Source organism: Coprococcus hominis (ex Arizal et al. 2022), from assembly GCF_040094675.1.
Lineage (GTDB): Bacteria > Bacillota > Clostridia > Lachnospirales > Lachnospiraceae > Coprococcus_C > Coprococcus_C hominis.
On sequence record NZ_JBBNHG010000021.1, the window covers coordinates 1 to 26978 of the forward strand.

At 45.3% G+C, this 26978-nt stretch carries 21 protein-coding genes, 1 tRNA gene and 1 pseudogene; 18 read left to right on the forward strand and 5 right to left on the reverse strand.

Annotation, left to right across the window (positions count from 1 at the left end):
• Positions 1 to 235 precede the first annotated feature (235 nt).
• On the forward strand, positions 236 to 1396 hold the full coding sequence (locus tag AAAT93_RS01785) for a rhomboid family intramembrane serine protease (protein ID WP_021986245.1): 1161 nt from the start codon (positions 236 to 238) through the stop codon (positions 1394 to 1396).
• A 238-nt stretch (positions 1397 to 1634) separates the two neighbouring features.
• Positions 1635 to 2609 (forward strand): ATP-dependent 6-phosphofructokinase, encoded by a 975-nt coding sequence (locus AAAT93_RS01790; RefSeq protein ID WP_021986244.1) that lies wholly within the window; start codon positions 1635 to 1637, stop codon positions 2607 to 2609.
• Here AAAT93_RS01790 and AAAT93_RS01795 read toward each other — a convergent pair.
• On the reverse strand, positions 2587 to 3477 hold the full coding sequence (locus tag AAAT93_RS01795; RefSeq protein WP_021986243.1) for an AraC family transcriptional regulator: 891 nt from the start codon (positions 3475 to 3477) through the stop codon (positions 2587 to 2589). The genes AAAT93_RS01790 and AAAT93_RS01795 overlap by 23 nt on opposite strands.
• Before the next feature lie 262 nt (positions 3478 to 3739).
• Here AAAT93_RS01795 and AAAT93_RS01800 point away from each other — a divergent pair, with 262 nt between their 5' ends.
• A complete protein-coding gene (locus tag AAAT93_RS01800) occupies positions 3740 to 5320 on the forward strand; it encodes a family 43 glycosylhydrolase (protein WP_227573546.1) in 1581 nt (526 codons plus the stop codon).
• A gap of 160 nt (positions 5321 to 5480) precedes the next feature.
• Here the strand turns inward: AAAT93_RS01800 and AAAT93_RS01805 are convergent.
• Positions 5481 to 5654 (reverse strand): annotated as a pseudogene (locus AAAT93_RS01805) (TrpB-like pyridoxal phosphate-dependent enzyme); the annotation flags it as partial.
• Between the two features lie 211 nt (positions 5655 to 5865).
• Here AAAT93_RS01805 and AAAT93_RS01810 point away from each other — a divergent pair.
• The 10 genes from AAAT93_RS01810 to AAAT93_RS01855 all read left to right on the forward strand — a co-directional run bounded on the left by AAAT93_RS01810 (position 5866) and on the right by AAAT93_RS01855 (position 17440).
• Entirely contained in the window at positions 5866 to 6780 is a 915-nt protein-coding gene (locus AAAT93_RS01810; protein WP_227573547.1) for a hypothetical protein, read from the forward strand.
• Between the two features lie 24 nt (positions 6781 to 6804).
• Complete coding sequence (locus AAAT93_RS01815; RefSeq protein WP_021986239.1) at positions 6805 to 7545, forward strand: sugar phosphate nucleotidyltransferase; 741 nt, start codon at positions 6805 to 6807, stop codon at positions 7543 to 7545.
• A 10-nt stretch (positions 7546 to 7555) separates the two neighbouring features.
• Positions 7556 to 8113 (forward strand): aminoacyl-tRNA hydrolase, encoded by a 558-nt coding sequence (gene pth / locus AAAT93_RS01820; protein WP_118546234.1) that lies wholly within the window; start codon positions 7556 to 7558, stop codon positions 8111 to 8113.
• Between the two features lie 31 nt (positions 8114 to 8144).
• Positions 8145 to 11681, forward strand: coding sequence for a transcription-repair coupling factor (mfd, locus tag AAAT93_RS01825; protein WP_182428829.1), 3537 nt, complete (start codon positions 8145 to 8147; stop codon positions 11679 to 11681).
• The gene (locus tag AAAT93_RS01830) at positions 11671 to 12747 is read left to right on the forward strand and encodes a peptidyl-prolyl cis-trans isomerase (protein WP_196020412.1); all 1077 of its coding nucleotides are present in this window, start codon (positions 11671 to 11673) and stop codon (positions 12745 to 12747) included. Before mfd ends, AAAT93_RS01830 begins: the two co-directional genes overlap by 11 nt.
• A complete protein-coding gene (locus tag AAAT93_RS01835; RefSeq protein ID WP_227573548.1) occupies positions 12748 to 13917 on the forward strand; it encodes a hypothetical protein in 1170 nt (389 codons plus the stop codon).
• Between the two features lie 136 nt (positions 13918 to 14053).
• Positions 14054 to 14431 carry a GntR family transcriptional regulator gene (locus tag AAAT93_RS01840; protein ID WP_021986230.1) on the forward strand — a complete coding sequence of 126 codons (378 nt, stop codon included), beginning with the start codon at positions 14054 to 14056 and terminating at the stop codon, positions 14429 to 14431.
• On the forward strand, positions 14424 to 15125 hold the full coding sequence (locus tag AAAT93_RS01845) for an ABC transporter ATP-binding protein (RefSeq protein WP_117780102.1): 702 nt from the start codon (positions 14424 to 14426) through the stop codon (positions 15123 to 15125). Before AAAT93_RS01840 ends, AAAT93_RS01845 begins: the two co-directional genes overlap by 8 nt.
• Positions 15119 to 15925: a hypothetical protein gene (locus tag AAAT93_RS01850; protein WP_021986228.1), complete on the forward strand. Its 807-nt coding sequence runs from the start codon at positions 15119 to 15121 to the stop codon at positions 15923 to 15925. The genes AAAT93_RS01845 and AAAT93_RS01850 overlap by 7 nt, the downstream gene beginning before the upstream one ends.
• Before the next feature lie 153 nt (positions 15926 to 16078).
• Positions 16079 to 17440, forward strand: a complete 1362-nt coding sequence (locus AAAT93_RS01855; RefSeq protein ID WP_021986227.1) for a hypothetical protein — start codon at positions 16079 to 16081, stop codon at positions 17438 to 17440.
• Between the two features lie 27 nt (positions 17441 to 17467).
• Here the strand turns inward: AAAT93_RS01855 and dut are convergent, their stop codons facing one another.
• Genes dut through nrdD form a run of 3 tightly spaced genes read right to left on the reverse strand, consistent with a single transcriptional unit; the run spans position 17468 to position 20589 of the window.
• A complete protein-coding gene (dut, locus tag AAAT93_RS01860) occupies positions 17468 to 17914 on the reverse strand; it encodes a dUTP diphosphatase (RefSeq protein WP_021986226.1) in 447 nt (148 codons plus the stop codon).
• On the reverse strand, positions 17911 to 18441 hold the full coding sequence (gene nrdG, locus AAAT93_RS01865) for an anaerobic ribonucleoside-triphosphate reductase activating protein (protein WP_021986225.1): 531 nt from the start codon (positions 18439 to 18441) through the stop codon (positions 17911 to 17913). Before nrdG ends, dut begins: the two co-directional genes overlap by 4 nt.
• A 21-nt stretch (positions 18442 to 18462) precedes the next feature.
• Entirely contained in the window at positions 18463 to 20589 is a 2127-nt protein-coding gene (nrdD, locus tag AAAT93_RS01870; RefSeq protein ID WP_021986224.1) for an anaerobic ribonucleoside-triphosphate reductase, read from the reverse strand.
• A 360-nt stretch (positions 20590 to 20949) separates the two neighbouring features.
• On the opposite strand from nrdD, the gene tig reads away from it, so the two are divergent.
• The 5 genes from tig (at position 20950) to AAAT93_RS01895 (ending at position 26978) form a co-directional block, all read left to right on the forward strand.
• Positions 20950 to 22101: a trigger factor gene (tig, locus tag AAAT93_RS01875; RefSeq protein WP_227573549.1), complete on the forward strand. Its 1152-nt coding sequence runs from the start codon at positions 20950 to 20952 to the stop codon at positions 22099 to 22101.
• Between the two features lie 83 nt (positions 22102 to 22184).
• A tRNA-Leu gene (locus AAAT93_RS01880) sits at positions 22185 to 22268 on the forward strand.
• A gap of 112 nt (positions 22269 to 22380) precedes the next feature.
• The gene (locus AAAT93_RS01885) at positions 22381 to 24099 is read left to right on the forward strand and encodes an alpha/beta hydrolase fold domain-containing protein (protein WP_227573550.1); all 1719 of its coding nucleotides are present in this window, start codon (positions 22381 to 22383) and stop codon (positions 24097 to 24099) included.
• 81 nt (positions 24100 to 24180) lie between these two features.
• Positions 24181 to 24945, forward strand: a complete 765-nt coding sequence (locus AAAT93_RS01890) for an ABC transporter ATP-binding protein (protein WP_118374003.1) — start codon at positions 24181 to 24183, stop codon at positions 24943 to 24945.
• Positions 24942 to 26978: an ABC transporter permease subunit/CPBP intramembrane protease gene (locus tag AAAT93_RS01895; RefSeq protein ID WP_118374002.1), complete on the forward strand. Its 2037-nt coding sequence runs from the start codon at positions 24942 to 24944 to the stop codon at positions 26976 to 26978. Before AAAT93_RS01890 ends, AAAT93_RS01895 begins: the two co-directional genes overlap by 4 nt.

Here is a 26978-nt window from a genome sequence, read left to right on the forward strand (position 1 = left end):
ATGTGCAGGCGAAAGCCTGCAGGATTATCCGGAGCAACAAGCCAAGCACATGCATCGCTGCAAGCTTGCTTGCAAGCAGGTTGGGGGAAAAATGGCGGAACAAGAAAAAAGCCCCAATCGGAAGATAAAATAAAGCGGGATGCAAGTTTTGGTTGCCTAGAATGGGAAGGTAGAATATAATTGTTGCAGTGTGATAGAAACAAAAGATATGCACAAGTAGAAAGGGGATGTACAAGTGCAGTTAAGAAGAGATAATGAAACGGATCAGGAGAGAAAATCAGGCCCATATTATGGCATGCCGTCGCAGAAATATGAGAATCAGAATCCATATACAAACCAGAATCCTTATGCATATGAAGATCCGTATGTGGTTCATACAGTGCCACCGGTTCAGCCCGTGCGTGCAAAGCAGACGATTCCGATTGTTACAATCCTGATTATTGTGGCGAATGTGATTGCGGCGATTATGTGTATTGGTATCGAAAACACATTCCAGCTTGCAGGAATTAACTATGAGTACATCACGATAAACCACGAATATCGTCGTTTGATCTCTTATATGTTCATACATGCGGATTTTGAGCATTTGATAGGAAATATGGTGGCGCTCTTTCTGTTTGGTAAACTGGTAGAACAAAGGCTTGGTTCCCTGCGGATGGCAATCATCTATTTTGGTTCCGGCGTTGGAGCAGGATTCCTCTCGATGGAGATTGCACACAAGCTGCATCCGGAGAGTCCACGGTTTGCCGCGGGCGCGTCCGGGGCTGTCTTCGGAATTATATGTGCAGCAGTGTTCCTCCAGATTATGGGACGGAAGAATGCCGAGCGGAAGGATATGATTATCGCTATTGCACTCGTGATTGGATATGCGATTTATTCTGCAGGCGGGAATGTGGATATCTATGGACATATCGGCGGCGCGATTGTTGGCGGTATTTTGGCGTTTGCGTTAAATGTAAAGAAATGGCAGGGCTTCATAGAGAATCAGTTCTGCAAGATCTTGGCGATTATAGCGACCGTGGTGCTCTGCGTGGTCGGAGTCGGAGAAGCACATATTGGCAAGGATCAGTCCTCTCTGATGGATAAGCGGGTAATGTATATCCGGGAACAGCCGGTGGCAGATTATGAGATGAAGAGCTATGGAACGAAAACCTATGGCGAAGCTTTGGATGATTACTGTACGAATACAAAATGGGAATCCTTTACCGCAGAAAGTGGAGAACAGGTCGTACAATTCAATGGAAACGCGTATTATAAGGGAAGCGAGAAGGAAGTGATCATCCAGTTTTTGATCACGGGTGACTGCGAATCGTATGAGCTGTCGTATTTTGCATTCGACGACACTGCGTGCAACTGGCAGCAGGTAGACGCATTTTACAAGACAATATGTAAGTGATTTTATAATTGTGCAACATAGTAGATGTATATGATTGTGCAGATATTACCAATTCTAAAACAGACCGTTGAAGCACGTTGGTACTTAATGAACGGCAAACTTGTTTGGCGTGAATTTAGTACCATTACGTGATGAACCGAGCGAGAGCGTGTCTGTGTAGAATTGGTAATATCTGTACAATACACATACAATTATCAGTTGCACAATTGATAATAAATAATCCGGAGGATAAGACAAAATGAGTGAAATTAAGAAGATAGCGGTACTGACAAGTGGTGGTGATGCACCGGGAATGAATTCCGCGGTTCGTGCGGTTGTGTTCAGCGCGAACAATCTCGGTATCGAGGTCGTTGGAGTCCTGCGCGGCTACGAAGGGCTGATAGACTGGGAGACGATTCCGCTTGGATTAGACGATGTGCGAAACATCAACAATCAAGGTGGTACGATTCTTTTTACAAGCAGGAGCGAACGGTTTTTAGATCAGAAATACAGACACACTGCGGCAAAAAACCTGCGGGCACATGACGTAGATGCAGTTGTTGCAATCGGCGGAGATGGTACACTGCGCGGTGCGATTAAGTTCAAGGACGAGGGCGTGAATATCGTATGTATTCCGGGCACGATCGACCGGGATGTGGCTTGCTCCGAATATACGCTGGGGTTTGATACAGCAGCGAATACTGCGATGGAGGCAATCGATAAGATCCGCGATTCATCGGTATCCCATGGCCGTTGCAGTGTCGTGGAGGTCATGGGCAGAAAGCGTGGTTATATCGCGCTCTGGGCAGGCATGGCGACATCCGCAGATGCTATCGTATTACCGGAGAAATGGGACGGAAACTTCGATTACATTATAAATGCACTGCGTAAACGGCACACCGATGGCAGAAACAGCTATCTGGTTGTCGTGGCAGAAGGTGTAACGGATGCAGGCAAGCTGGCAGATCTGATTCAGAAGGAGACAGGAATTGAGTCGCGTGTATCTGTGCTTGGATATATCCAGCGAGGAGGACAGCCAACGGCAAAGGATCGTATGTATGGTTCGCTGATGGGCGCGTATGCAATTGAGATATTGCGACAGGGCAGAGGTAACCGGATCGTTGCGATCAAAAACGATATTCTGGTTGACTACGATATTGCGGAGGCAATCGACCTGCATAACAACAATCTGGATTCCTTCCAGTACCAGCTCAGTCTGATGCTGGCAGAGTAATGGAGGTATTGGTTGTATTATGAATTCTGCGGAATTCAGTCGGGGTACACCCTTTTTGTAGTTTGAAGATACGGAGGAACGATGAGATAGAGTGGAATCCACAGCTCATTGCGACCTCCGTTATATTTTTTTCAGGGTCAGAGAGCAACAGGCATGCATGATAAATGCGCTGTGCATTTACATAATGGTAGAAGGTATCGCCTGCAAATTGTTTGAAAAGCCGAAGAAAATGATACTTGGAAAATCCCGTCATGGATGCCGCTGTATCAACGCATAGATTTTCTGCGTAATGCTGATGGATGTATTCACATACAGATGAAAATGCTTCGGTATAATGTCTTTTCTTGTCAGGAGATATATCATGGAAGACTGCACTTTCGTCAGACAGTGTGCGCCCAACCAGCAAAAAAAGCTGAACAAGGAAATGAAACACCGCAGTCTCACGGAACCGGTTTTCGCCGAAATACTCTTCTGCACAGGAGGAAATCAGTTGGGCACATGTATCATGAATTTCAGGGAGTGTGTTCCCGTTGATCAGTGTAACTGGAGAGAGTGCTGCCTGAATTGTTGAAAAACAGTCAGATTTAATATAATGGAAGAAATCTGCCAGAAAAATATAACGTTGACCATGACAGGCTGGAATGGAATGAACAGTTCCAGGTGTAATGATCAGGATATCCCGCTCCTTCAGATAATAGTTTGTCCCATTGCAGATGATAGTATAATCGCCTTTGACAGGCATGATGATTTCTGTGGATGCATGCCAATGTGGCTCATATGTTTCGTATTGCGTGTTGTTATATAACAACACAGATTCATAATCGTGAAATTTTATCTGTTCATAAGAACCATCCAGGTTAAGTGCCATGCTAATATTTTGTCTCCATTCTATAATCAATAATTGCTTTTGGATGTTGATGATTTTATTAAATTATAACGAAATAGAAAAAAATATCAAGAAAAATATGAAAAACAGCAAAAATATTCGTAAAAAAATAGCAATAATTGATAACTAAATAGCAATGATTCGGTAGATAGTGAAAAAAGATTACGATAAGATATAGTCAGATCAGGGCATGAGGAAATAATATCTCACTTTGCATGAATAGAACGAGCAGGAGGACAAGATTATGAGAAAGAAACAAGTGTTTAATCCTTTTTTACCTTTGAATGAGTATATCCCGGATGGGGAACCACATGTGTTCGGAGACCGGGTGTATCTGTATGGTTCCCATGATCATGAGGGGGGATATACATTCTGTATGGATGACTATACTGTGTATTCGGCACCGGTAGATGATCTGACAGATTGGAGAAAAGAACGAGTGATATATGAGGCAGATCAGGATCCTGCTTACCCGGAGCTTTGTTATATGTATGCACCGGATGTTGTGCAGGGAAATGATGGAAAATATTACCTGTATTACGCGATGTCCGGCGATTATGGCGTGGGTGGTTATACATGTCCGATCAGCGTGGCTGTATGTGATACGCCAGCGGGAAAATATAAATTTTTAGGGCATGTGCGCAATAAAGATGGAAGTCCGATGATGCGGTATGTATGCTTTGACCCGGCGGTGCTGAATGATGATGGCGTGATAAGACTCTATTATGGTACACAGTATGATTACGAAGAACAGCCAGACTTCCCGGAAAATGATGCCTATGTGAAACAGGAGATGGAGATGTTTGGGCGTACAAGAGAAGAAATCCTGTCATACCCGGACAGCATTATGGGACCTGTGATGCTGGTGCTCGAGGACGATATGCTGACCGTGAAAGAAGAGCCGAAGCATATTATTCCGTATAAGGTGAAAGGAACATCATTCGAGGCACATCCGTTTTTTGAAGCTTCTTCCATGCGAAAAGTTGGAGATAAATATTATTTTGTCTATTCATCAAAGCAGAATCATGAACTTTGTTATGCTGTAAGTGACCAGCCGGATGGTGGATTTACGTTTGGAGGAACGATTGTCTCAAATGGCGATGTCGGGCTGGACGGCAGACCATTGGAAGAGAAACTTAATATGACCGGTACGACACATGGAAGCATTATTGAAATAAATGGTCAGTGGTATGCGTTCTATCACAGACTCACACACAAATCCGACTATAGCAGACAGGCGTGTGCAGAGAAGATAAAGATCGAAGCAGATGGAAGTATTCGGCAGGTGGAGGTTACAAGCTGTGGATTAAATGAGGGACCGCTTGTTGCGGAGGGGAGCTATCCAGCAGTGATTGCCTGCAATCTGACGAATGGAAGTATGCCGCATGGAAATAACAGCATATATAAAGAAGAATTCCCCAATATAACCAATAGTGGAGAAGAACGTTTCATTGGCGAGATTGATCATGGAACGTTGATAGGGTACAAGTATTTTGAATTTAAGAATGTAACCAGAATCGGAATTGTTGGACGAATTGAGACAGAAGAAAATAAGGCGCGATTCGATGCACCAGCCCGGCTCGATGCACGGAGCAGACTGATTCATAAACCAGTAGATATGCCGGTGCCTCAAAATAATTTCTTCGAATTGCGTTTGGAACCAGAAGGATCAGCCTGCGGGAAAATCAACATAACATATGCAGAAGATGAGCATGCATGGGAATGTTTCACCGGGGACGTCCAGATTCCAGATGGTATACATGCGTTGTATCTGGTTTACCACGGAAAAGATAAATTTCAGATGAAAGAACTGAAATTCTTATAGATTGCAATTGAACAGATAAAAAGAAAGCTATGTGTATATGTCTGCGCGACCGCTGATAGTCAGACAATGGAAAACAGAAAATACACATAGCTTTTTATGTACTCTTTTTAGATATGAATGATGTAAATATAAATTATACGGTTGGCAAGGTTGCAAATGACTTTGCAAGTTCGGTACAGAAGATATGGGACAGCTCGTCCAGTGTCACAGGCTGTAACGTAGCCGGATTCAGAATTGGTGCAGGCTTTTTCTTCATGTCCGCACGCACATTGTACCACTGGGTTGGCATCTCGTTTTCTTCAAGATAGATCTTGTATGGGATTTCTTTTGCCATGTTTGTTCTCCTTTTCTTTTTTTGTATTTTCTTTGTTGTAAATAAGCTCTAAAACAAAATATAATTTGTTTTACATTATTTTTATGTGTTTTACAATATTCTCAAGTAAAAACAACAAAAGAAGTGTGAAACTACAGTGAAAATAATGACAGTACGAATAGAAATGTGCTATAATTACACTAATTATGCAATAGAACTTGAGGTGTGAACATTGAGCATAAAGAAAAGAGCCTTCTATTTCTTCTGCGCGTGCTGCCTGCTTTTCAGTCTGGTGGGATGCGGAAAGAAAGAGGATACAACACTGGCGGATGGAATGTTCCTGATGTTGTCATCGACAGTCAAAGGCGAGGCAGTTGAAACATACGAGATGTATACGCTGCATGCGGAGATCAGTGACAATGGAAATGTCCGCATTTATGCGGATGACTTTAATCGTTGGGTGTCGAGTGATCCATGCCCGGAGGAGACGGTTCAGTTATCGGCAGATACAATTCAGCAGATCAAGGATATCATAGATGAGATTGACCTGTATCATATGCGAAGAAATATCGGAAGCCGGGATTTGAAGGACGGAGAATACAAGGAACTGACGTTGTATATGGCGTCGGGCGAGCATGTATCTGGAGGTTTGAATCCATCAAACCGGGAATTCCTGAAGCTATATGATTATGTGGAAGATCAGATTCGGGAGGTGGAATACCGATATCGGACGAAAATCGCCGAGATGCAGAAGAAAGCCATCTCTATGGAACAAAATAAGAATGTGTATATTACGGATTCACAGGAAGAGACAATCGTTGCACAGGACGAGATCAATGATGTTTATGTGACCTGTGGAGCGCAGCATACAAGGTATGAGGAAACGGCTACCGCAGATGCAGAAGAACCAGTCAATTATTATGTAACATTTCTGCTTGCGGATGCAGGGGCGGAAGCGTTGCGGGCGGATACAAAGAGCTGCAACGAGGACAATGCCATGTATTACAAGGTGTATCAGGACAATGCATATGCATTTACGTTCTGTGTACAGGAGCCTGTCATGACAACTGAGATTTATGTATACGAGACAATGGATGCAGAAGAAGCAGTTGCGAAAGCAAAGGAACTACGGGATAGTTTGTATTAAATATAGAAAAAGGTTGGAAGAAAGATGAACAAATTAAAAGCAGTAATTTTGGCAGCAGGAAAAGGAACACGAATGAATTCTGATTTACCGAAAGTCATTCATAAGTGCTTAGGCAGACCGATGGTGCATTATGTGATTCGGGCGTGCAAGGATGCAGGAGCCGGTGAGGTATGCGTGATTGTCGGCTATAAGGGCAGAGAGGTCAAGGATGCGATCTATGATGTCGTAGATTATGTAGAACAGAAAGAACAGCTTGGAACTGGACATGCTGTCAAATGCGCCAAGGATTTTATTGGTACAGAGGGCGATACACTGGTGCTCTGTGGAGACACGCCGTTGATTACTGGAAAGACATTGACAGAACTTGTCGAGAAACATCGCAAGGAAGCAAATGGCGTGACAGTATTGTCTGCAATTCTGGATGATGCAACCGGGTACGGACGTATCATCCGTGATGCAGCAGGCAATTTCGAGAAGATTGTCGAGCACAAGGATGCAACCGAAGAGGAGCGGGCATGCAAGGAAGTAAATTCCGGTATGTATATCTTTAATTCCGAGGCACTTTCTGCAAGTCTGGATCTGCTGAGCAATGATAACGCCGCTGGAGAATATTACCTGACGGATACGATTGCACTGATCAAAAAGATCGGTCTCAAAGTATCGGCACTTCCGCTTACCGGAGATGCCTGCGACGAGATTCGCGGTGTGAATACGATCGATCAGCTCGAAGAAGCAGAACAGATCATGTGTCACCGTGAGGACTAGGAGGCAGACGATGAAAATAATCGTAGGACTGGGAAATCCGACGAAGGAATATGCCGGAACAAGGCATAATGTCGGGTTCTCCGTGATATATAATATCAGTGATGTATATAATATTCCGGTCGAGACGAAGAAGCATAAGGCGCTGATCGGAAAGGGTATCATTGAGGGTGAGAAGGTCATTCTTGCCATGCCACAGACATATATGAATCTGAGTGGCGAGAGTGTGCGGGAACTGATGGACTATTATAAATGTGATCTGTCAGATCTGATCGTCATCTATGATGATATCAGTCTGGATGTCGGAAAGCTACGCATCCGTGCGAAGGGCAGTGCCGGTGGACACAATGGCATCAAGAATATCATTGCGCAGCTTGGCACACAGGAGTTTACACGAATCAAGATCGGTGTCGGAGAAAAGCCGGCGAAGATGGATTTGGCGGATTATGTGCTGGGGCGGTTCTCGAAAGAGGAACAGCCGATTATTCGGGAGAGCGCTGACCGGGCGAGGGAAGCGGTCTGTGAGATGATCACACACGATGTGGCTTCCGCCATGAACAAGTTTAATTAGGGTAAGAAATAATAGAAAAGAGGATCAGAAAATGAAGGCATTGACACTTGCATTTCAGGATGATCCAAGGTTTGCAGAGTTAAAAAAACACCGGGATGAATCAGGCGGTATCCACCATGTATGGGGGATGGATCGCCGGATCACCCCACTTTTGATGGAGGCACTGTCAGACACGAAACGGTTTCGTCTGATCGTGACCTATGAGGAGCGACGCGCGCGGGAGATCGTCGAGGACTATCGGTTTTACAGCCGCCAGACCTTTTATTATCCAGCGAAGGACGCTCTCTTTTATTCCGCAGATATTCACAGTAACAATACCGTGCAGGAGCGTCTGGAGATTTTTAAGAAGATCGCAGAAGGGCGACCATGTACCGTTGTTACGACCATCGAGGGATTGATGGACAAAATACCATCCATCTCGCATATCATAGAAAATATATTGACGATCAAGGTCGGAGATACCTTGCAGCTCGATACATTTTCACGGAAGCTCACAACACTTGGATATGAAAAAACTTCAATCGTAGAGACACCGGGGCAGTTTTCGGTCAGAGGAGGAATCATCGACATCTTCTCCCTGACGGAAGAGTGCCCTTATCGTGTTGAGTTGTGGGGAGATGATATCGACAGTATCCGGAGCTTTGACGTGGAAAGCCAGCGTTCGATGGAACGTGTCGAGGAGTTTGTCATCTATCCATCTACGGAGATGGTGCTCGACGATGTGCGGATCAGCAAGGGGATTGCCAAGCTGGAGAAGGAGCATAAGGCACAGGCGAAGCTTTTGAAGGAACAGTTCCACACGGAGCAATACGCACGGCTGAATAAGATGGTGGAGTCGGTATTAGAGGAGTTAAAGGAGTTTAATTCCACGATGGGATTAGACAGTATGGTGGAATATTTCTACGACGACACGGTGTCGTTTTTGGATTATTTCCCAACAGATACGGATATCTTCATTGACGATCCAGAGCGTGTGAACCAGCGTGCCGGTGCGTATGCGATGCAGTTTGGCATGTCGATGGAAGGGCGTCTGGAGGGCGGTTATGTTCTGCCGACACAGGCAAATGTGCTCTATGATGCCAAGACTGTTGTGGCAAGATTAGTGAACCGTACACCAGTGTTGCTTTCAGAACTGTATAAGAAGCAGCCAGCTTGGAAAGAACAGTATGCATTTCAGATCGATGCAAAGGGGCTTGTCAGCTACAACAACAGCTTCGAGGATCTGATGAAGGATATCGAAAAATATAAGAAGAAGGACTATCGGATTCTGATCCTGTCGCCATCCGCGACACGAGGAAAACGTATCGCCAAGAACTTACAGGATAACGATGTCATGGCGTACTTTACTGAGAACCGGGAACAGCCGCTCAAACCGGGCGAGGTGCGCATCAGTGTCGGACGAATGGAGACGGGGTTTGAGATTCCGGAGTGCCATCTGCTTGTGATCGCAGAGGGCGATATATTTACTTCGAAGGAACTGAAAAAACGGAAGAAGCTGCCGAAATATGCTGGCGAGAAGATTGCCGGATTTTCGGATATTTCCGTTGGCGATTATGTCGTACATCAAAATCATGGTGTCGGAATCTACCGTGGTATCGACAAGGTGGAAACCGATGGACGCATGAAAGACTATATCAGTATCGAGTATGCAAAGGGCAGTAAATTGTTCGTGCCTGTCGAGCAGCTCGACCGCATCGGTAAGCTCTCCGGCAAGGATGGCGCGCGTGTCAAGCTGAACAAGCTTGGCGGTCCAGAGTGGGAAAAGGTGCGTACACGTGTCAAGGGACATGTGGAGGATATCGCAAAGGAACTGATCGAGCTGTATGCGATTCGTTCGAGTACGCAGGGCTACAAATATTCGGAGGATACCGTATGGCAGCGGGAGTTTGAAGAGATGTTCCCATATGAGGAGACATTGGATCAGCAGAAAGCCATTGACGATACCAAACACGACATGGAAAGTGGCAAGATCATGGATCGTCTTGTCTGTGGGGATGTAGGATTTGGAAAGACAGAGGTTGCAATCCGCGCTGCGTTTAAGGCAGTGCAGGATAACCGGCAGGTAGCATATCTGGTACCGACGACGATTCTTGCCGAGCAGCATTACAATACATTCTGTGAGCGTATGAAGAACTATCCGGTCAATATCCGCATGCTGTCCCGGTTTTGTACACCGAAGGAAGTAAAAGAGACGTTGGAGCAGATGAAGTCTGGTATGGTCGATATCGTGATTGGTACACACCGGCTGCTTTCCAAGGATATTGTATTTAAAAATCTGGGACTTTTGATCATTGACGAGGAACAGCGGTTCGGCGTCAAGCACAAGGAACAGATCAAGCAGATGAAGAAAAATGTGGATGTGTTAACTCTCACGGCGACACCAATTCCACGAACCCTGCATATGAGTCTGGTTGGACTGCGCGACATCAGTCTGCTGGAAGAGCCGCCAGTCGACCGGCTGCCGATCCAGACGTATATTATGGAGTACGATCTGGAGTTTGTAAAAGAGGCAATCAACCGGGAGCTTGCGCGAAACGGACAGGTATATTATGTGTATAACCGGGTAGAGACGATCGCGGACATCACGGGACAACTCCGTCAGGTGCTGCCAGATGCAACGATTGAATTTGCACATGGCAAGATGCCGGAGCGGGAGCTTGAAGCGATGATGCGCCGTTTTATCAAGGGTGAGATTGATGTGCTAGTATCGACGACGATCATTGAGACGGGACTGGATATCCCAAATGTCAATACGATCATTATACATGATGCAGACCGGTTCGGTCTGTCACAGCTCTATCAGCTGCGGGGACGTGTTGGACGTTCCAACCGGAGTGCCTACGCATTCCTGCTCTATAAGCGCGATAAGATGATAAAAGAAGTCGCAGAGAAGCGGCTGAAAGCAATCCGGGAGTTTACAGATCTTGGCTCCGGGTATAAGATAGCAATGAAGGATCTGGAGATTCGTGGAGCCGGAAATCTGCTTGGACAGGAGCAGTCGGGAAATATTGAGGCAGTCGGTTATGATCTGTATTGCCAGATGTTGAACGATGCGATCCGGCGTCTGTCTGGTGAGACGGTGCGTGAGGAGTTCGTGACAAACGTAGAACTTCCGCTCAATGCCTATATTCCAGACAGCTATGTGAAGAATGAATATGTGAAGCTGGATTTGTATAAGAGAATCTCAAAATGTGCGAACCGCGAGGATAATGATGCCATCTTAGAGGAGGTGCGTGACCGGTTTGGAGAGCCGCCAAAGCCGTTCTTCCGCTTGCTTGATGTGGCGTATCTGAAAGCAATTGCACATGAGGTTTATATTACGGATATCAAATATGTAGGCGACGAGGTGCGATTTTACATGCTGCCGCAGGCACCTGTGCAGGCGGAACGGGTCAATCCGTTATTGAAGCGGTATAAGAACACATTGCGGCTTACCGCGGGCAAGCAGACATATTTCCGTATCCGTATGTCGAAGCTGATCGAGGAAGAGATGGTATCTTCCTGTGAGAAGGTAATTGAGGATATCCGCACATTGTATAATACGGAGGATGTGAACCATGAAGCATAATAGACGTTGTCGAAAACTAATTGCAATATTGTTGTGTATCTGCCTGATGGTACCGATGATTTCCGGCTGTGGAGAGAAAAAGGAAGAAGAAACAAAGCAGACAAGCAGCGGAACACTGGTGTTTCAGTATGGAAATAATCTGGTAACAAAAGGCGAGGTATATATCTATATAGAAACCGTGCGGGAGCGGTACGAAATGCAGTACGGCAGTGATGTCTGGCAGACGGTGCTTCCGGATGGTGGTGCGGGAACTTCTATGGAGAACCTGACACGGGAGGAAGTTGTAAATGAAATTGTCCGCGTCAAGACGTTGTGTGCGCATGCAGAGGAGCTTGGAATCACACTGGGCGATGACGAGTTGGCAGAGCTAAATCAGAAGGCAGATGATTTCTGCGAGGGACTGACAGATGAACAGTTACAGAACATGGAGATCACGAAGGAAAAGGCCGAGAAAGTGATGCAGGAAAATGCAATCGCGTCGAAAGTGGAGGCAAAGATCTTAGATGACCGGAAGATTGAGATCTCCGATGAAGAAGCGCGGATGACGACTTTCTATGATATGTATTTTGCATGTTATAGTATGGATGAAAATGGCGTGATAACCCCATACACGGATGATCAGAAGAAACAGCAATATGAAAATGCGCTACAGGCGTGCAGCACACTTGCGACGGCAGACTTGAAGGACAACACAGGTGCAGCAATTGAGAAGCTGGCAGAGTACTACCAGCTGGATCAGGCGCAGACGCAGACGATGAGTCCATCGCAGATTCTGGAGACATACGGACAGGATGTGTATGATCTGCTCTACAGCATGGAGAATGGACAGTACAGCACGGTTGTGGAGACTCAGTATGGTTATCATGTATTCCAGATGATTGCTCTGACTGATCAGACGAAGACGAATGAGCAGAAGATCGTGCTTTACAATCAGCAGGTACAGGAAGCTTTATCGGATACGCTTACGAAGTGGCAGGCACAGATCGATCCGATCTTCAAGTACCCGGACAGCGTAGATATGGACGTGTATGATACGATCGTAAATGATACAGTTGGGACAAATTAAATGAAGAAAAAAATTTTTTATTGTACCATAATGTATATTGTTACATATATTTTGATCGTTGGTATTTCTGTGCAGGATTATAACATATTTTCCACAGTTGTAAGGAATCAAACAACGGAAACTGTACGCTATACAATTATTCCGTGGCTGTGGGTGCCAAGGCTGATCAACTGGATGCCTGTGTTGCTTGCGTGTTGTATGGTTTATACAATGATTAAAAATGTAGTTGTTTCAGAGAGTTTTTTGTTTGCAGGAGTCAGCATATGTAAGATGTTAATTCGGTTGTTCCCACAGGCAGATAAAACGACTATTATAATATACCTGCATATTTCATCAGTTGTGATATACCTGATATTGACAGGTAAGATAGAACAACGGGTAAGTGCATGGCGTTGTGTCAGGGATGCATTTGCAAAAAAGACAGTGCGCAGAGCTGTAATAATTTTTGCAATATGTGGGATCGTATGTAATCTTGCATATATATTTGCACCAAAGAAGACGTTTTATGCATATATTCCAGAGGAAACGAGGACGACGGTTGTATGTGAGGATTTGTCTAGTTACTATCCGTATGCAGATTTAACGATAGAGCATGAATATGTAATCAGCGGATTGGCATGGAATCATAAGGATTTTCAAGGTTGCGTGGTGAAAGCAGAAAAGCCGGGAACAGATGTAATCCGTATAAAACAGAGTGGGGATTTGAAAGGAAATGTAGAAGTAGAATATCCAGTGACGGTTGATGAAAAACTAAGATTCCATATCAAACCGAGTGTATCATATTTGTATCATCGGTACTGTGCCAATGTGAATTTTTGTATTGGTATGATATTGTTGCTTGTGGCTGTCTGGAACAGTGGGGATACCTTAACAGAAACTAAGCGACGTGTGAAAATGGCATGCATTCTGTTGACGTTGATAATTTATGGTATGTGTATAGGTGTAGAAGCGGTACAAATAGGTGTTAAATATGTTGCTCTATTTATATTGTTTAGTATATATGTTTTGTTAGATTGTTTTGGAGTGAGAAGCAAAAAAACAAATGGAATATTGGGTGTGGTTTTGATATGCTTATTTTTGTATAGCAGTTATTATGTGGAATTGTTGTTATGGTTATGGTTTGCCTGGCAGGTGTTTTCATATAAAAATAGTCAATCGAGTAGGTGTTAACCTGCTCGATTTTTTGATTAAAAGCAATTATGAAACATGTTCGGCGTATTTTTATAAAAAGTACTTGACAAAATTGTACTACTGTATTATTGTACTATTCAGATAATACAATAATACAAAAAAGGAGGAACAAAGATTGGCGTGGAAGTTCAATAATGAATCCCCGATCTATCTGCAGATCGTCGATGCGATAAAGATGCAGATCGCGCAGGGCACCTTGAAGCCGGGTGATCAGGTACCGGCAGTGCGGGAGCTTGCGGTGACCGCAGGCGTGAATCCGAATACGATGCAGAAAGCACTTTCGGAGTTAGAGCGCGAAGGCGTGCTCTATTCCCAGCGGACGGCAGGGCGATTTGTAGCAGAGCAAAAGACAGGAGGAACGAGCATGCGAGAGGAGCTGAGTCAGAAGCATATACAGGCGTTTGTGGATAGCATGCGAACACTTGGATATGCAGATGGTGAGATTGTAACAGTATTGAAAGGATATTTACACGAGGAGGGAGCACATGAGTAATTTAGTAGAAGTATCCGGCGTGAAGAAAGGATATGGGATTTCGAAAACTGTATTTGAGAACCTGAACCTGGCATTGCCGGAAGGAAAGATTATCGGTCTACTGGGACCGAATGGAAGTGGTAAGACGACACTCATCAAGATGCTGGTTGGTCTGCTGCAGCCAGAGAAAGGAAGTATCCGCATCTGTGGACATGAGGTCGGACCGGAATCAAAGGCGGTTGTTTCATATCTGCCGGAGCGGACGTATTTCAACGAGTACTTAAAGATCCGTCAGCTTGTCAATATGTTCAAGGACTTCTATGCGGATTTCGATGAGACGCGGGCGTATGACATGATGAAGCTCTTAAATATCGACCCGGATATGACCTTGAAGAAGCTGTCGAAAGGTAACAAAGAGAAGGTACAGTTGATTATGGTGATGAGCCGCCGGGCAAGGCTGTATGTCTTAGATGAGCCGATCGCGGGTGTCGATCCGGCTGCCAGAGACTATATCATGCAGACGATTCTTACAAACTACGATGAGAAAGCGACGATCCTGCTGTCCACACATCTGATCTCGGATATCGAGAACATATTGGATGAAGTCATCTTCATCAAAGAGGGAGAGATTATCTGTCAGAAGGATGCGGATGCATTGCGGGCAGAAAAAGGACAGTCAATTGATGAGATATTCAGGGAGGTATTTCGATGCTAGGAAAATGTATAAAAAATGAATTTGTAAACCGTTCCGGATTAGTCGGAATGATATCTGCCGGTGTGATGCTTTTTGCGGTTATCGTGCTCGGACTGGATAAATTATATAACGTGGTTGGTACGACTGCATTTGCCGTATTTGTAAAGCTTGTAGATGTGATGTTTGCTCTGGCAATGTTTGCCGTGATTGTGATGGTCGTACTGCTTCCATGCCTTGATTTCCGGAATCGCTTCTTCAAGGATCAGGGGTATCTTACCCATACCCTGCCGGTAAAGACATCCACACTCATCGGCGCGAGACTTATCTGTGATCTGGTGATGATTGCCTGGATGGTTGCTGTTTATGGGCTTGCTGTCTGCGTCGCAACAGGGAATTTCGAGGTGTTCAGTGATTTCGTAGGGTTTGTACAGCAATTCCTTTCGATGTCCGGGATGATAGTGGATCGGAGTCTGATTGTGTTGGATGGCGTATTGGCACTTCTTATGATGTGGCTCGGTGTGATGTGCAATATCTGGACGATCAACGCCGCCTATGCATTTGGCCATGCATTCACAAAGGGGAAACGCATATGGTCAGTTGTGTTTTTTGCTCTGATCCAGATGATATACGGCATACTTGTTGTTGTGTTTAGTGAGATTCTGTCAAAGCAGGATATTGACTTATTTCTGGAGCAGATCTCATCGACGGCAAAGCAGTATCTGGTTGTGCTTATGACGGTTACGATCATAGAGGTTGTCGGAATTGCAGTGCTGGCTGTGGCTACGACACTTACCTGCAAGCATAAACTGAATCTGGAGTAAAAGAAAGCCGTCCCTCTCTTTTAGTGAAATCCCTCGGAATTTTCATATTCCGGGGGATTTTTGTAAATTAGTGGTAGACAGCTGACACATCATGACATATAATTGGTGCGGGGACAAATGAAAAAAGCACCAAGTATATCGTAGGGGGGATAAATGATGGTGAAATATACGAAACATGCGAAGAAAAATGTCGTGATAAGATTGATTCCGCCCGTGGCGGGAGTTTTATTACTGGCATTTATTTTTTTGCTCACAACTTATATGGCGAAGCAGACGGTCAGTGGCGTGGCAGATGAGACGCTGCTATATGCACGTCAGACCTGTGAACGGTACGACAATTATGTGAGTGATGATAAGACGAAGGATCTGATCAATCTGCAGGAAAAGGCAATCTCGATTGCAATGTATGAGCAGTATGGGGTAACAATTCACAAGGACATTTTGGATGCGTATGTGGTGGATGAGAATCTTACCGGGGTTGTCGTGACAGACAAAGCGGGGAATTGCGTTCTTTCCAGTGGAGAAGATGCACAGATCCTATTTGAGAAGGAACTGAAGAATGATTCTGTATCGCAGATTCTGGAGCATCCGGAAAAATCTTATATGGAGCGGCTGCAGATAGGAGAAAAGGCATATGATTTTGCAGTCGTCGCAAGAGAGGGTGTGACCGGATTGATCCTCTGTTATCATGAGGTGGAACTCCGCCCAATGGGCGTGAATGAAATCTCCCTTGATACAATGCTTTCCGGACATCAGTTTAAGATGGATGGTATGGTAGTTATCACGAATGGTGAAATCGTGTTGAATACAAATGAGAACCATGTGCAGGGGCAATCCGTGGTTGGATGTCCGATTGACATCACAGATGATACGGTATGGAGGGAAGGCAGGATTACAAAATTAAAATATAACGGGAAACGTTGGTACGGAAGGCAGATGCGATATAAGCAGTATAGATTGTATGTGGTATATCCTTCGAGTCAGGTGTTTGCAACACGAACGACGATTCTGGCGTTTAGTACAGCCGTTTATATCTTTTTCCTGCTGGTTCTTACGTTTTTGCGAAACCGGTCGGCACAGAATACGATGCGGGAGATGCAGAAACAGTTTCGGATTATCAATGCGGTCGGAAGTATTTATAAACTGAATCTTCTGATCCACCTGGATACGGGAGAGTGGGAAGCCATCAAAATGCCAGGCGAAGTCGGCGCGGTGCTGCAGAAACAGGCAACTGCAAAAGTTATGCTGGAAAGCTACGTTCAGAATTTCGTGGGACAGGCGTATAGGGGCGCTTATCAAAAGTTTGTCAATCTGTCAGACCTGGATGAGCGTCTGAAGGGAGAATCCTATATTACATTTGTCTCAGAGAATGATTTTGGAATTTGTTCCTGTTCGATTTTGACACCACAATGCTGGGATGCAAAGGGACATGTGACCTCGGTTGTGTTTGCTGTGCGGGATGTGACAGCAGATATTCAGAAAATGAAACAGAAACAAATGGGTGCACTTGCTTAGTGCACCCATTTGTTTTGAAATAGTATCTTATCGTCCCGTGGAACCAAAACCACCGACACCGCGTTCAGTTTCTTCTAATTCGTCAACCACTGCGAAATCACCAACGATATATGGTGTGATGACAAGCTGTGCGATACGCTCCTTTGGCTCAATCGTCTGTGGCTCGTTGCTGTGATTGTGTAGAGCAACCATGAACTCACCGCGGTAATCGGAATCGACAACACCCACTTTATTTGCAGGAGCCAGATGACGTTTGGCAGCCAGTCCGCTTCTGGCATAGACAAGTCCGGCATAACCTTCTGGAATCTCCATGGCAAGTCCGGTATGAACCATCACCGTCTCATGTGGTGCAATCGTAAGTGGTGCATCGATACATGCGTACAAATCGGCACCGGCAGCGTTGGTAGAACCGTAGGTTGGCAGTACTGCGTTTTCGTGTAATTTCTTAACATTTACCTGCATATGGGTAATCATTTGTAAAATTCCTCCTCCAGACAAACTTTGTTTTCTGCAAGCGAACGCTTGACGTTGATGATTCTCTGGTTGGAGGAGCCGCGGAAGCGGAGGGACAAATCTTTCTTATCCATTTCGAATTCCCCGTCGACCAGTATATCGATGTAGCGGAGCAATTCGCGTGTCTCCGACCACATCACCATCATTTTTCCCTGTATATCTTTTTCAAAATCATAGCCTGTGTAGCACCACACATCTTTCTGTGGGTACAGAGACTTAAACCGTCGAAGCAAAGGCAGCAGTCCCTGCTGGTTGACATATTCGAAAGGTTCCCCGCCGAGTAGTGACAGTCCTTTGATATAGTCTGGTTTCAGATAATCCAAGATCTGCTCGATCTCCGCTTCTGTAAATGGTTTTCCGTAGTTGAAATCCCATGTTTCTTCGTTAAAACAGCCCTTGCAGTGATGGGAACAGCCGGACACGAACAGGGAAACCCGCACGCCGAGTCCGTTTGCCACATCAATGCGCTTGATATCCGCATAATTCATATCTATTTTCTAACCTCGACTTTACAGATGTAATACACGTGCCTTGATCTCTTTCGTCTTGCCGACATTCCAGAAATTCTCGCCGAGGTAGCCGCAGGTACGACGTGTCACATTCATCTTGGAGTGATCCTTGTTGCCGCACTGTGGACATTCCCACTCGTTGTCGTCGTTGATCATGATTTCTCCATCGTAATCACAGACATGGCAGTAATCGGATTTCGTGTTGAACTCCGCATACTGAATGTTGTCGTAGATGAAACGCACGATCTCTTCGAGTGCCTCTAAGTTGTGGCGCATGTTTGGAATCTCCACATAAGAGATCGCACCACCAGAGGAAATGGTCTGGAACTGGCTTTCAAAACGGAACTTGCTGAATGCGTCGATCTTCTCGCGGACATCCACATGATAAGAGTTCGTATAATAGCCCTTGTCTGTGACGTCTTCGATCGTGCCGAAACGCTCCTGGTCGATTCTTGCGAAACGATAGCAGAGGCTTTCTGCCGGTGTGCCATACAGACCGAAACCAAGTCCGGTTTCTTCCTTCCATGTATCACAAGCCTTGCGCAGGCGGTTCATAACACGAAGGGCAAATTCCTCACCTTCCGGTTCGGTGTGGCTCTTGCCAGTCATAAGCTTTGTTACCTCGTACAAGCCGATATAACCAAGGGAGATTGTAGAGTATCCATCCTTCAATAATGGATCAATCTTTTCTCCTTTTTTCAGACGGGCAATCGCACCGTACTGCCAGTGTACCGGACTGACATCCGAGGTAACACCAAGCAGTGCATTATGTCTGCACATCAAAGCTTCGTAGCACAGATCCAGGCGCTCGTCGAGCATGCTCCAGAACTTTTCTTCATTGCCCTTTGCCAGAATACCAATCTGTGGAAGGTTTAGGGATACAACACCCTGGTTGAAACGTCCTTCCCATTTATAATTTCCGTTCTCATCCTTCCATGGAGAGAGGAACGAACGGCATCCCATACAGGAGAATACATTGCCTTCGTAGTTTTCACGCATCTTTTTCGCAGAGATGTAATCTGGATAGAGGCGCTTGGCTGAACATTTGACCGCCAGTTTCGTAATATAGTCATATTTTCCGCCCTTTAAGCAGTTGTGCTCATCCAATACATAAATAAGCTTCGGGAATGCAGGTGTCACATACACACCCTTCTCGTTTTTGATGCCCTCGAGACGTTGACGGAGAATCTCCTCCACGATGATTGCATTTTCCTCGATATACTCGTCGTTTGGATCGAGATTCAGGAACAATGTCACGAATGGAGACTGTCCATTGGTTGTCATCAATGTATTGATCTGGTACTGGATTGTCTGGACACCGGAACGAAGCTCGTCCTGCAGGCGGTCCTGTGCCATCTGCTCCAGGATTGCATCGTCAATCTTATCTCCGAATTCCTCAACCAGTTTGTTCTTATATTTGTTGTAGCTCTTGCGCAGATATTTGCCGAGATGACGGATATCTACAGACTGTCCGCCGTACTGGCTGCTGGCAACCGAGGAAATAATCTGTGTCATAACCGTACAGGCTACCTGAAAGCTCTTTGGGCTCTCAATCAATTTTCCGTTCATTACAGTCCCATTATCAAGCATATCGCCGATATTGATCAGACAGCAGTTGAAGATTGGCTGTAAGAAATAATCCGCATCGTGGAAATGCAGTACGCCCTCATCATGTGCCTTAGAAATTTTCTCTGGCAGCAGAACACGACGTGTCAGATCCTTGGATACCTCACCGGCGATCAGGTCACGCTGGGTAGAGGCAACCGTTGCGTTCTTGTTTGAATTTTCTTCCATAACATCTTTGTTACGGTTTTTAATCAGACTTAAAATAGAATCGTCCGTTGTATTTGCCTTACGGACAAGCTCACGGGTATAACGATAAATAATGTAAGTCTTGGCAAGTACAAACTTGCCGTCCGCCATCAGCTTCTGCTCGATGATATCCTGGATATCCTCCACCAGCATACGTGGGCGGTTCTTGCTTTCAATCCCCTGAACAATCTCCTCAATTTTTTCATCGGTTACTTTTTCACCTGGTTCAACCTCAGCATTTGCTTTTTTGATGGCGGTGATGATCTTGCTGCGGTCATAGGTCACTGTATGACCATCTCGTTTGATAACTTTCATAAACCCTCTCCTAAAACTATCTGTCAGTGTATTTCTTTGGTATCCAAATAAAAAACGTGAATACGGTTTCACATTATATCATCTGACTTGTGGTTTGTAAACATGAAAACACTAAATCTAGTATGAAAAAAATGCACAAAAACTAGATGTTGCGATTTTTTGGACTCCTAAAATGTCGAAAAACCGCGTATTCAAGCCATTTTTGTGCCTTATACATGCCGGAAAAAATGTGTATGCCCTGTGATTTCTTTGTGAAATATGAAAATTGCCTTTTCATTTTCCTTAAAATATGGTATAAATGCTAGGGATTTAAGTTTTTAAGTCTTATATTTTTAGGTAGAATCAGAAGGGATATGTATTATGAAGAAGTTTAAAACACTTGGGTATGTACTGAGTCTTGCGCTTGGGATGACAATGCTTACCGGATGTGGAAAGAAGGTAGATGGCGTTGACCAGCAGAGTATGATTGACAAATATGCAGCGTATTGTGACCTGCCAGACTATAAGGGACTGGAATATGAAGAGACAAAATCGACCGTGACAGATGCGGATGTAAAAACAAAGATTGATTCCCTGTTGCAACAGTATGCAACGAAGACACAGGTAAAGGAAGGAACCGTCAAGGAAGGCGATAATGTCAATATTGATTTCGTTGGCAGTATCGATGGCGAGGAATTCGAAGGTGGTAATTCAAATGGTGCCGGTTATGATCTGACACTTGGCAGCGGTGCTATGATTCCGGGCTTTGAGGATGGTATCATAGGACATAAGGTTGGTGAGACGTTCAACATCAAGGCAACGTTCCCGGAGAATTATGGTAAGGATGAGCTGAACGGAAAGGAAGCAGATTTTAAGATTACGATCAACTACATTACAGAGACACAGCTTCCGGAGTACAACGATGCATTTGTTGCTTCTTATACAGATGCAACAACAATTCTGGAATATGAGGATTCCGTCAGAAAAGATCTGGTTGAGCAGTATGACAAGTCGGATAAGAGTGCCAATGAGAGCGCAGTTATGCAGGTGCTTGTAGAGAAGACAACATACAATGAGTATCCTGAGAAGGAAATGCAGGATCTGATCGACAAGAGTATTTCCCAGCAGGAGCAGGCAGCTTCCCAGTATGGTTATTCGCTTGGTGATTATGTAACAGCCAGATATGGCTTCCAGAGCGAGTCAGATTTCCGTGAGTATGTACAGGGACTGGCTGAAGATTATATGAAGGAAAAGATTGCGGTATGTGCAGTTGCAAAGGATGCCGGAATCACGGTTGATAAAGCAGAGGTCGATGACTATAAGAAGACGATCATGGATTATTATGGTTATGATGATGAGTCCAGCCTTGAAGAGAATTATACTTCTGAGGATCTTGTTTATTATGCGCTGGCTCAGAAGGTAGTCGATTACCTGTTAGAGAATGGCAAGGGTGTACAGGCAACCGCCAGTGATGCAACCGTAGAGACACCGGCTGCCACAGACAGCGATGCCTCTGCAACGGACGCAGAATAATTAAAAATGAAAAAGCGTTTCGAATTTATCAAATTTCCTGTTGACATTTGTGGATAGAAATGATATGATACGAAACGCAGTACGCGGAAGTGGCGGAATTGGCAGACGCGCAGGCTTCAGGTGCCTGTGGTAGCAATACCGTGTGGGTTCAAGTCCCATCTTCCGCATCAAAAGGGATAGGCAATCGCCTATCCCTTTTTTGATGCGGAAGATGGCTGCAGAAGAGGTATAGAAAACAGCTTGCCCATATAGGATAAGTTTGGTAAAATAGTAAGTACTATGGGAAAAGCGATATCTTCAAAATTTCACAGGATGCGTGCGGAAGATCTGAAGCGACAGGTGGAACTCAGTAAAAGAAAAGCCGAATTTAAAATTCCACCATTTGTTGTGAAGCAGTTTGACATTGACGAGTTGCACGAAGAGGGACGGTTATGCTATCGGCTCGTGCCCAAACAGGGATTTAATGGGACTTACATTATGTATCTGTATTCCAGTAAGCTGTGTTTCCGGATGAACCCTGCAGAATGGATGTTCCTTGCGAAGACAGCACTTGCGTGTCATGCGGGAATTTTCCTGCCGATGTATCCGCTTGCACCGGAGCATTGTTGCCGGGAAGTTTTTCAGATGCTGGAACCGGCGTATGCGAACTGTACGAAAGGACAGGACGTGGAACGCGTGGTGCTTATGGGCTGTGGCGCTGGCGGTGGTCTGGCATTGTCGCTTGCGATGGCGGCATGGCGGGAAGGCTTGCGCAAACCGGATCAGTTGTATCTGCTGTCGCCGATGATGGATACCGAGTTTTTTGATAAGAGCTTAGAGCAGGAACTGATCGAGAATTCCAAGCATGCAAAGTGGACATTTTATAATGAGCATGTCAAAGAGTTCCTGAACTCCTATTGGGTGCGTGATTATGCGGTAAAGACGGAGTATACCAGTCCATACTATGGAGACATGACCGATATCTGTGACGATGTTGTGCTGTTTTCCGGGGTGCAGGATTTGTATCACTGCTATGCGCGGGAGTTTTATAAGAAAGCGAAGAAGGCTGGCGTGAATATCCGGTTCTTTGAATTTGAAGATGAAGCGGAAGATTTCATGATCTACGATAAGACAAAGGAGTACAAGAAAGCACAGGGCTTTTTGATCGACTGTATCAACGGAACATTTGATACGTCGCTGCGTGCGATCTATCCTTTGAAAATGATGTCAGACTGGTCTAAGAAATATCCAGAATATTTCAAGGATGACTGGGCGTCTAGGTTTATATATGACCACAAATTTGATTTTACCAGACTGAATCCACATATCAGTGAATACCAGAATATCCGCATGGCAGCGGATGCGAGTGCCTGCGATACGCTGGTGCGCCGGTTTACGGAGGAATTCCCTTGTGGAACGGTTGTACATATGGCATGCCGGCTGGACAATATGTTTGGCAGAGTAGATAATGGAAGAATTCAGTGGTATAGCGTAGATTCTCATAATATCATGTCAGTCCGGCGGGCGATGTATGGCGTGCGCGAGCGGGAGAAGACGATTGGACGGCGCCTGATGGATTTTTCGTGGTTAGACGAGATCCGGTGTAAACAGAATCAGGGTGTCATGTTCGTGTGTGACGATGGATTTTCATACTTGAATAAGAATGAGGTGCGCGACCTGATTGCGAAGATACGGGCGTTGTTCCCAGGTTCCCATCTGGTATTCACTGCATCATCCACATTGGCGAATGCGACGGCGAACACATGGAAACATAGTCAGACCGTACAAAAACGGAAAAAACGGAGGTTTTCAGTAAACAATGCTGCGCAGATGTTTGGTGCATGGCGGCCAGATTACCGCATTATCGACGAACAGCCGATTTTTCGATATCTGGAGATACCAAAGAAGCTGGGCTGGGTTACAAAATTAATGTGCCGTTACAATCTGATTGGTTATAACCACAGAATCATACATGTCAAGCTTGGCAGTGAAGAATATAAGATCAATTACAAATATTAAGGCTGTCCGTGCAGAAACCGGACAGCCTTTTTCTTTTTGAAACGGAACATATAGTATGGATGAATTGGGAAAGGAGAAGGAATGTTAGAGGCAGAAAATCTGGTAAAACAGTTTGAAAAGAATGAGAAGAAGCATAAGAAGGTATTATTTTCAGCGGTCGATCATGTAAGTCTGCACATAAAGGAGGGCGAGATCGTCGGGGTATTAGGTCCAAATGGTGCAGGAAAGACGACGCTGCTGCGGATGCTTGGCTGTCTGATGCAGCCGACGGAGGGGGTAGTCCGATATACCGATGGCGACCGGATTATCACTGATCAGACAGAGATCAAACGGCAGATTGGCTATCTGTCGGGCAATACGAAGCTGTATGGCAGACTTTCCACGCGGGAGCTGCTGACGATTGCCGGGAACATCTACGGATTGCCGGAGAATGTGATTCAGGCGCGGATTGAAGAGATTGCACAGATTTTGTCGCTGGAGGATTTTATCGACAACCGGATCGAGAAGTTGTCTACCGGACAGACACAGCGGGCTTCTATTTCCCGGTGCCTGATCCACAGTCCGAAACTCTATATTTTTGATGAGCCAACTCTGGGACTCGATATTGTGAGCAGCAGTGCGATTGTTGATTTCATGCGGGCGGAGAAGGAGCGCGGAAAGGCAGTGCTTTATTCCACACATTACATGGAGGAAGCGGAACTTCTGTGTGACCGGATTTTGATGCTGGCGCATGGACGTGTAATTGCAGAGGGGACTCTGCCGGAGATCTATGCACAGACAGAAACAACGAATCTACGGGATGCATTTAAAAAGCTGATACCTGCAGGAAAGGAGGAAATGTCATGAATTTCAAGGTGATCAAACAACTGTATAAGAAAGAAATATTAGACGTCCTCCGGGATAAAAAGACGATCATTATGATGGTGATCGTGCCACTTTTGATCTATCCGCTGATGTTTGTTGGCGGTATGGTCATGATGTCAAAAGTGACAACACAGATGGATACACAGACATATGAAATTGCGGTTGATTTTATGGATACGAATCCGGAGCTCGTCGAGATGTTTCTGCATCCGGATGATGACACGCTGCATTTCAAACTGTGCGATCTGAATGTCATGGATGCAGATATTTCGATGATCCTGCGGGGAGAAAAGATCAATGCGATCGTATATGAAAATGAAGATGGAACTGGATATAATATCGCGTATCTGTCCTCGGTTACGAATTCCAGCTATGCGGAACAGAAGGTGAGACAGGTGCTCTCAGCGTATTCGGATTCCCTGACGAATCAGAGTCTGGAGGCGGCAGGATTAGACCCGGATACGGTGTTACATCCATTTGAGGTAGAGGACGACGACCGCGCGAGTACTGAGGAGACGACCGGAAGTCTGCTCGGTGTGATCGTGCCATTTATGCTTGTTGTGAGTCTTCTGATGGGAACGATGTACCCGGCGATCGACACGACAGCCGGAGAGCGGGAGCGCGGAACGCTTGAGACGATATTGACGCTGCCGGTCACGAATCAGGAACTGATCTTCAGTAAATTCCTGACCGTTGGAACGATTGGCGTGGCATCTGCTTTGTTAAATGTCCTTTCGATGGGCGGAATTGGTGTATATCTGTACAAACTGGCGGCGCAGACGACCAGTATGGTTTCGAAAATACAGGTGTCAAAATTCGTTCCGGCAATCTTAGTCTGCTGCCTGTGTATTCTTGCTTTTGCAGTTTTGATCAGTGCGCTTTCCATGTGTTTCTGCGTATTTGCAAAGACCTACAAGGAGGCAAATAATTATATTACGCCGCTTATGCTGCTTGTGATGTTTGCATCATTTATTGGGTTTATGCCAAATGTCACACTTACCCGGAATATGGCACTTGTTCCGGTTGCCAATATCTGTCTGCTGATCCGGGATCTGCTGGCGTTTAAGTTCAGTTTTTCATCGATTACGATTGTGCTGTTCAGCAATGTAGCATACGGAATTATTGCAGTGCTTGTGCTTGGAAAGCTCTACAACAGTGAAGCGATTTTGTTTGGCGATGGAACTGGAAATGTGCAGATTTTTGAACGCCGAAGCAATATGATCAAGGGTGGTGTCCCATCGGTTGGAGATGCCTGTCTGGTACTGCCGGTCGTGCTTGTGCTGATGATCTATGCCGGCGGTTTTGCCAGTGCGAAGAGTATGCTTGTTGGATTGCTTGTCACACAGGGCATTGTCGGTGGGGTTCCGCTTCTGACGGCGTGGTATACAAAGAAGGATATGCGAAAGACATTTCGCATCCGGCTTTGTCGTCCGGGATTTCTGTTTGGCGGACTTGTGCTGATGATGGGAACAATTCTGGTAGGTATGCTCCTGACAAGCATCACAAGCATGTTGTTCCCGGAGAGCGCGGAGAGTATGACAGGATCTATGGAAGCGATCTATTCATATGGATATGGAGTCTGTCTGCTGCTAATTGCTCTGCTTCCGGCGGTGTGCGAGGAGCTTTTGTTCCGGGGATTTCTGTTATCTTCGCTGGAGCATACGATGAAGAAACGGGCGGCAATCCTGACGGCTGCGATCGTGTTCGGACTGTATCATATGAATTTGGTGCAGACACCGACGACAGCACTGATTGGTATGGCACTCTGCTATGTGGCAGTACAGTCGGAGAGTTTGCTGCCAGGCATGCTCATGCATTTTTTCAACAATGCATTGTCCGTGACAGCTGGATTTTATCCGAAACAGATTGCACGTATCCTGCCGATTTTTTCAGAGAATGGTGTGCCGGCTCTGGTGTTGATTGTCGGCGGAGTCGGGCTGTGTGTGCTCGGCGTATATATAATAAAACGCTCGAAAAATAAGGCGTTTCCGGTTGAGTCAGATGCCCGTTTGTGA

Excerpts from the sequence above, each read along its gene's own strand:
- AAAT93_RS01790 (WP_021986244.1), top strand. The coding sequence starts at position 1,635 with ATGAGTGAAATTAAGAAGATAGCGGTACTGACAAGTGGTGGTGATGCA.
- AAAT93_RS01795 (WP_021986243.1), bottom strand. The coding sequence starts at position 3,477 with ATGGCACTTAACCTGGATGGTTCTTATGAACAGATAAAATTTCACGAT.
- AAAT93_RS01800 (WP_227573546.1), top strand. The coding sequence starts at position 3,740 with ATGAGAAAGAAACAAGTGTTTAATCCTTTTTTACCTTTGAATGAGTAT.
- AAAT93_RS01815 (WP_021986239.1), top strand. The coding sequence starts at position 6,805 with ATGAACAAATTAAAAGCAGTAATTTTGGCAGCAGGAAAAGGAACACGA.
- pth (WP_118546234.1), top strand. The coding sequence starts at position 7,556 with ATGAAAATAATCGTAGGACTGGGAAATCCGACGAAGGAATATGCCGGA.
- mfd (WP_182428829.1), top strand. The coding sequence starts at position 8,145 with ATGAAGGCATTGACACTTGCATTTCAGGATGATCCAAGGTTTGCAGAG.
- AAAT93_RS01830 (WP_196020412.1), top strand. The coding sequence starts at position 11,671 with ATGAAGCATAATAGACGTTGTCGAAAACTAATTGCAATATTGTTGTGT.
- AAAT93_RS01835 (WP_227573548.1), top strand. The coding sequence starts at position 12,748 with ATGAAGAAAAAAATTTTTTATTGTACCATAATGTATATTGTTACATAT.
- AAAT93_RS01845 (WP_117780102.1), top strand. The coding sequence starts at position 14,424 with ATGAGTAATTTAGTAGAAGTATCCGGCGTGAAGAAAGGATATGGGATT.
- AAAT93_RS01850 (WP_021986228.1), top strand. The coding sequence starts at position 15,119 with ATGCTAGGAAAATGTATAAAAAATGAATTTGTAAACCGTTCCGGATTA.
- AAAT93_RS01855 (WP_021986227.1), top strand. The coding sequence starts at position 16,079 with ATGATGGTGAAATATACGAAACATGCGAAGAAAAATGTCGTGATAAGA.
- dut (WP_021986226.1), bottom strand. The coding sequence starts at position 17,914 with ATGATTACCCATATGCAGGTAAATGTTAAGAAATTACACGAAAACGCA.
- nrdG (WP_021986225.1), bottom strand. The coding sequence starts at position 18,441 with ATGAATTATGCGGATATCAAGCGCATTGATGTGGCAAACGGACTCGGC.
- nrdD (WP_021986224.1), bottom strand. The coding sequence starts at position 20,589 with ATGAAAGTTATCAAACGAGATGGTCATACAGTGACCTATGACCGCAGC.
- tig (WP_227573549.1), top strand. The coding sequence starts at position 20,950 with ATGAAGAAGTTTAAAACACTTGGGTATGTACTGAGTCTTGCGCTTGGG.
- AAAT93_RS01885 (WP_227573550.1), top strand. The coding sequence starts at position 22,381 with ATGGGAAAAGCGATATCTTCAAAATTTCACAGGATGCGTGCGGAAGAT.
- AAAT93_RS01890 (WP_118374003.1), top strand. The coding sequence starts at position 24,181 with ATGTTAGAGGCAGAAAATCTGGTAAAACAGTTTGAAAAGAATGAGAAG.
- AAAT93_RS01895 (WP_118374002.1), top strand. The coding sequence starts at position 24,942 with ATGAATTTCAAGGTGATCAAACAACTGTATAAGAAAGAAATATTAGAC.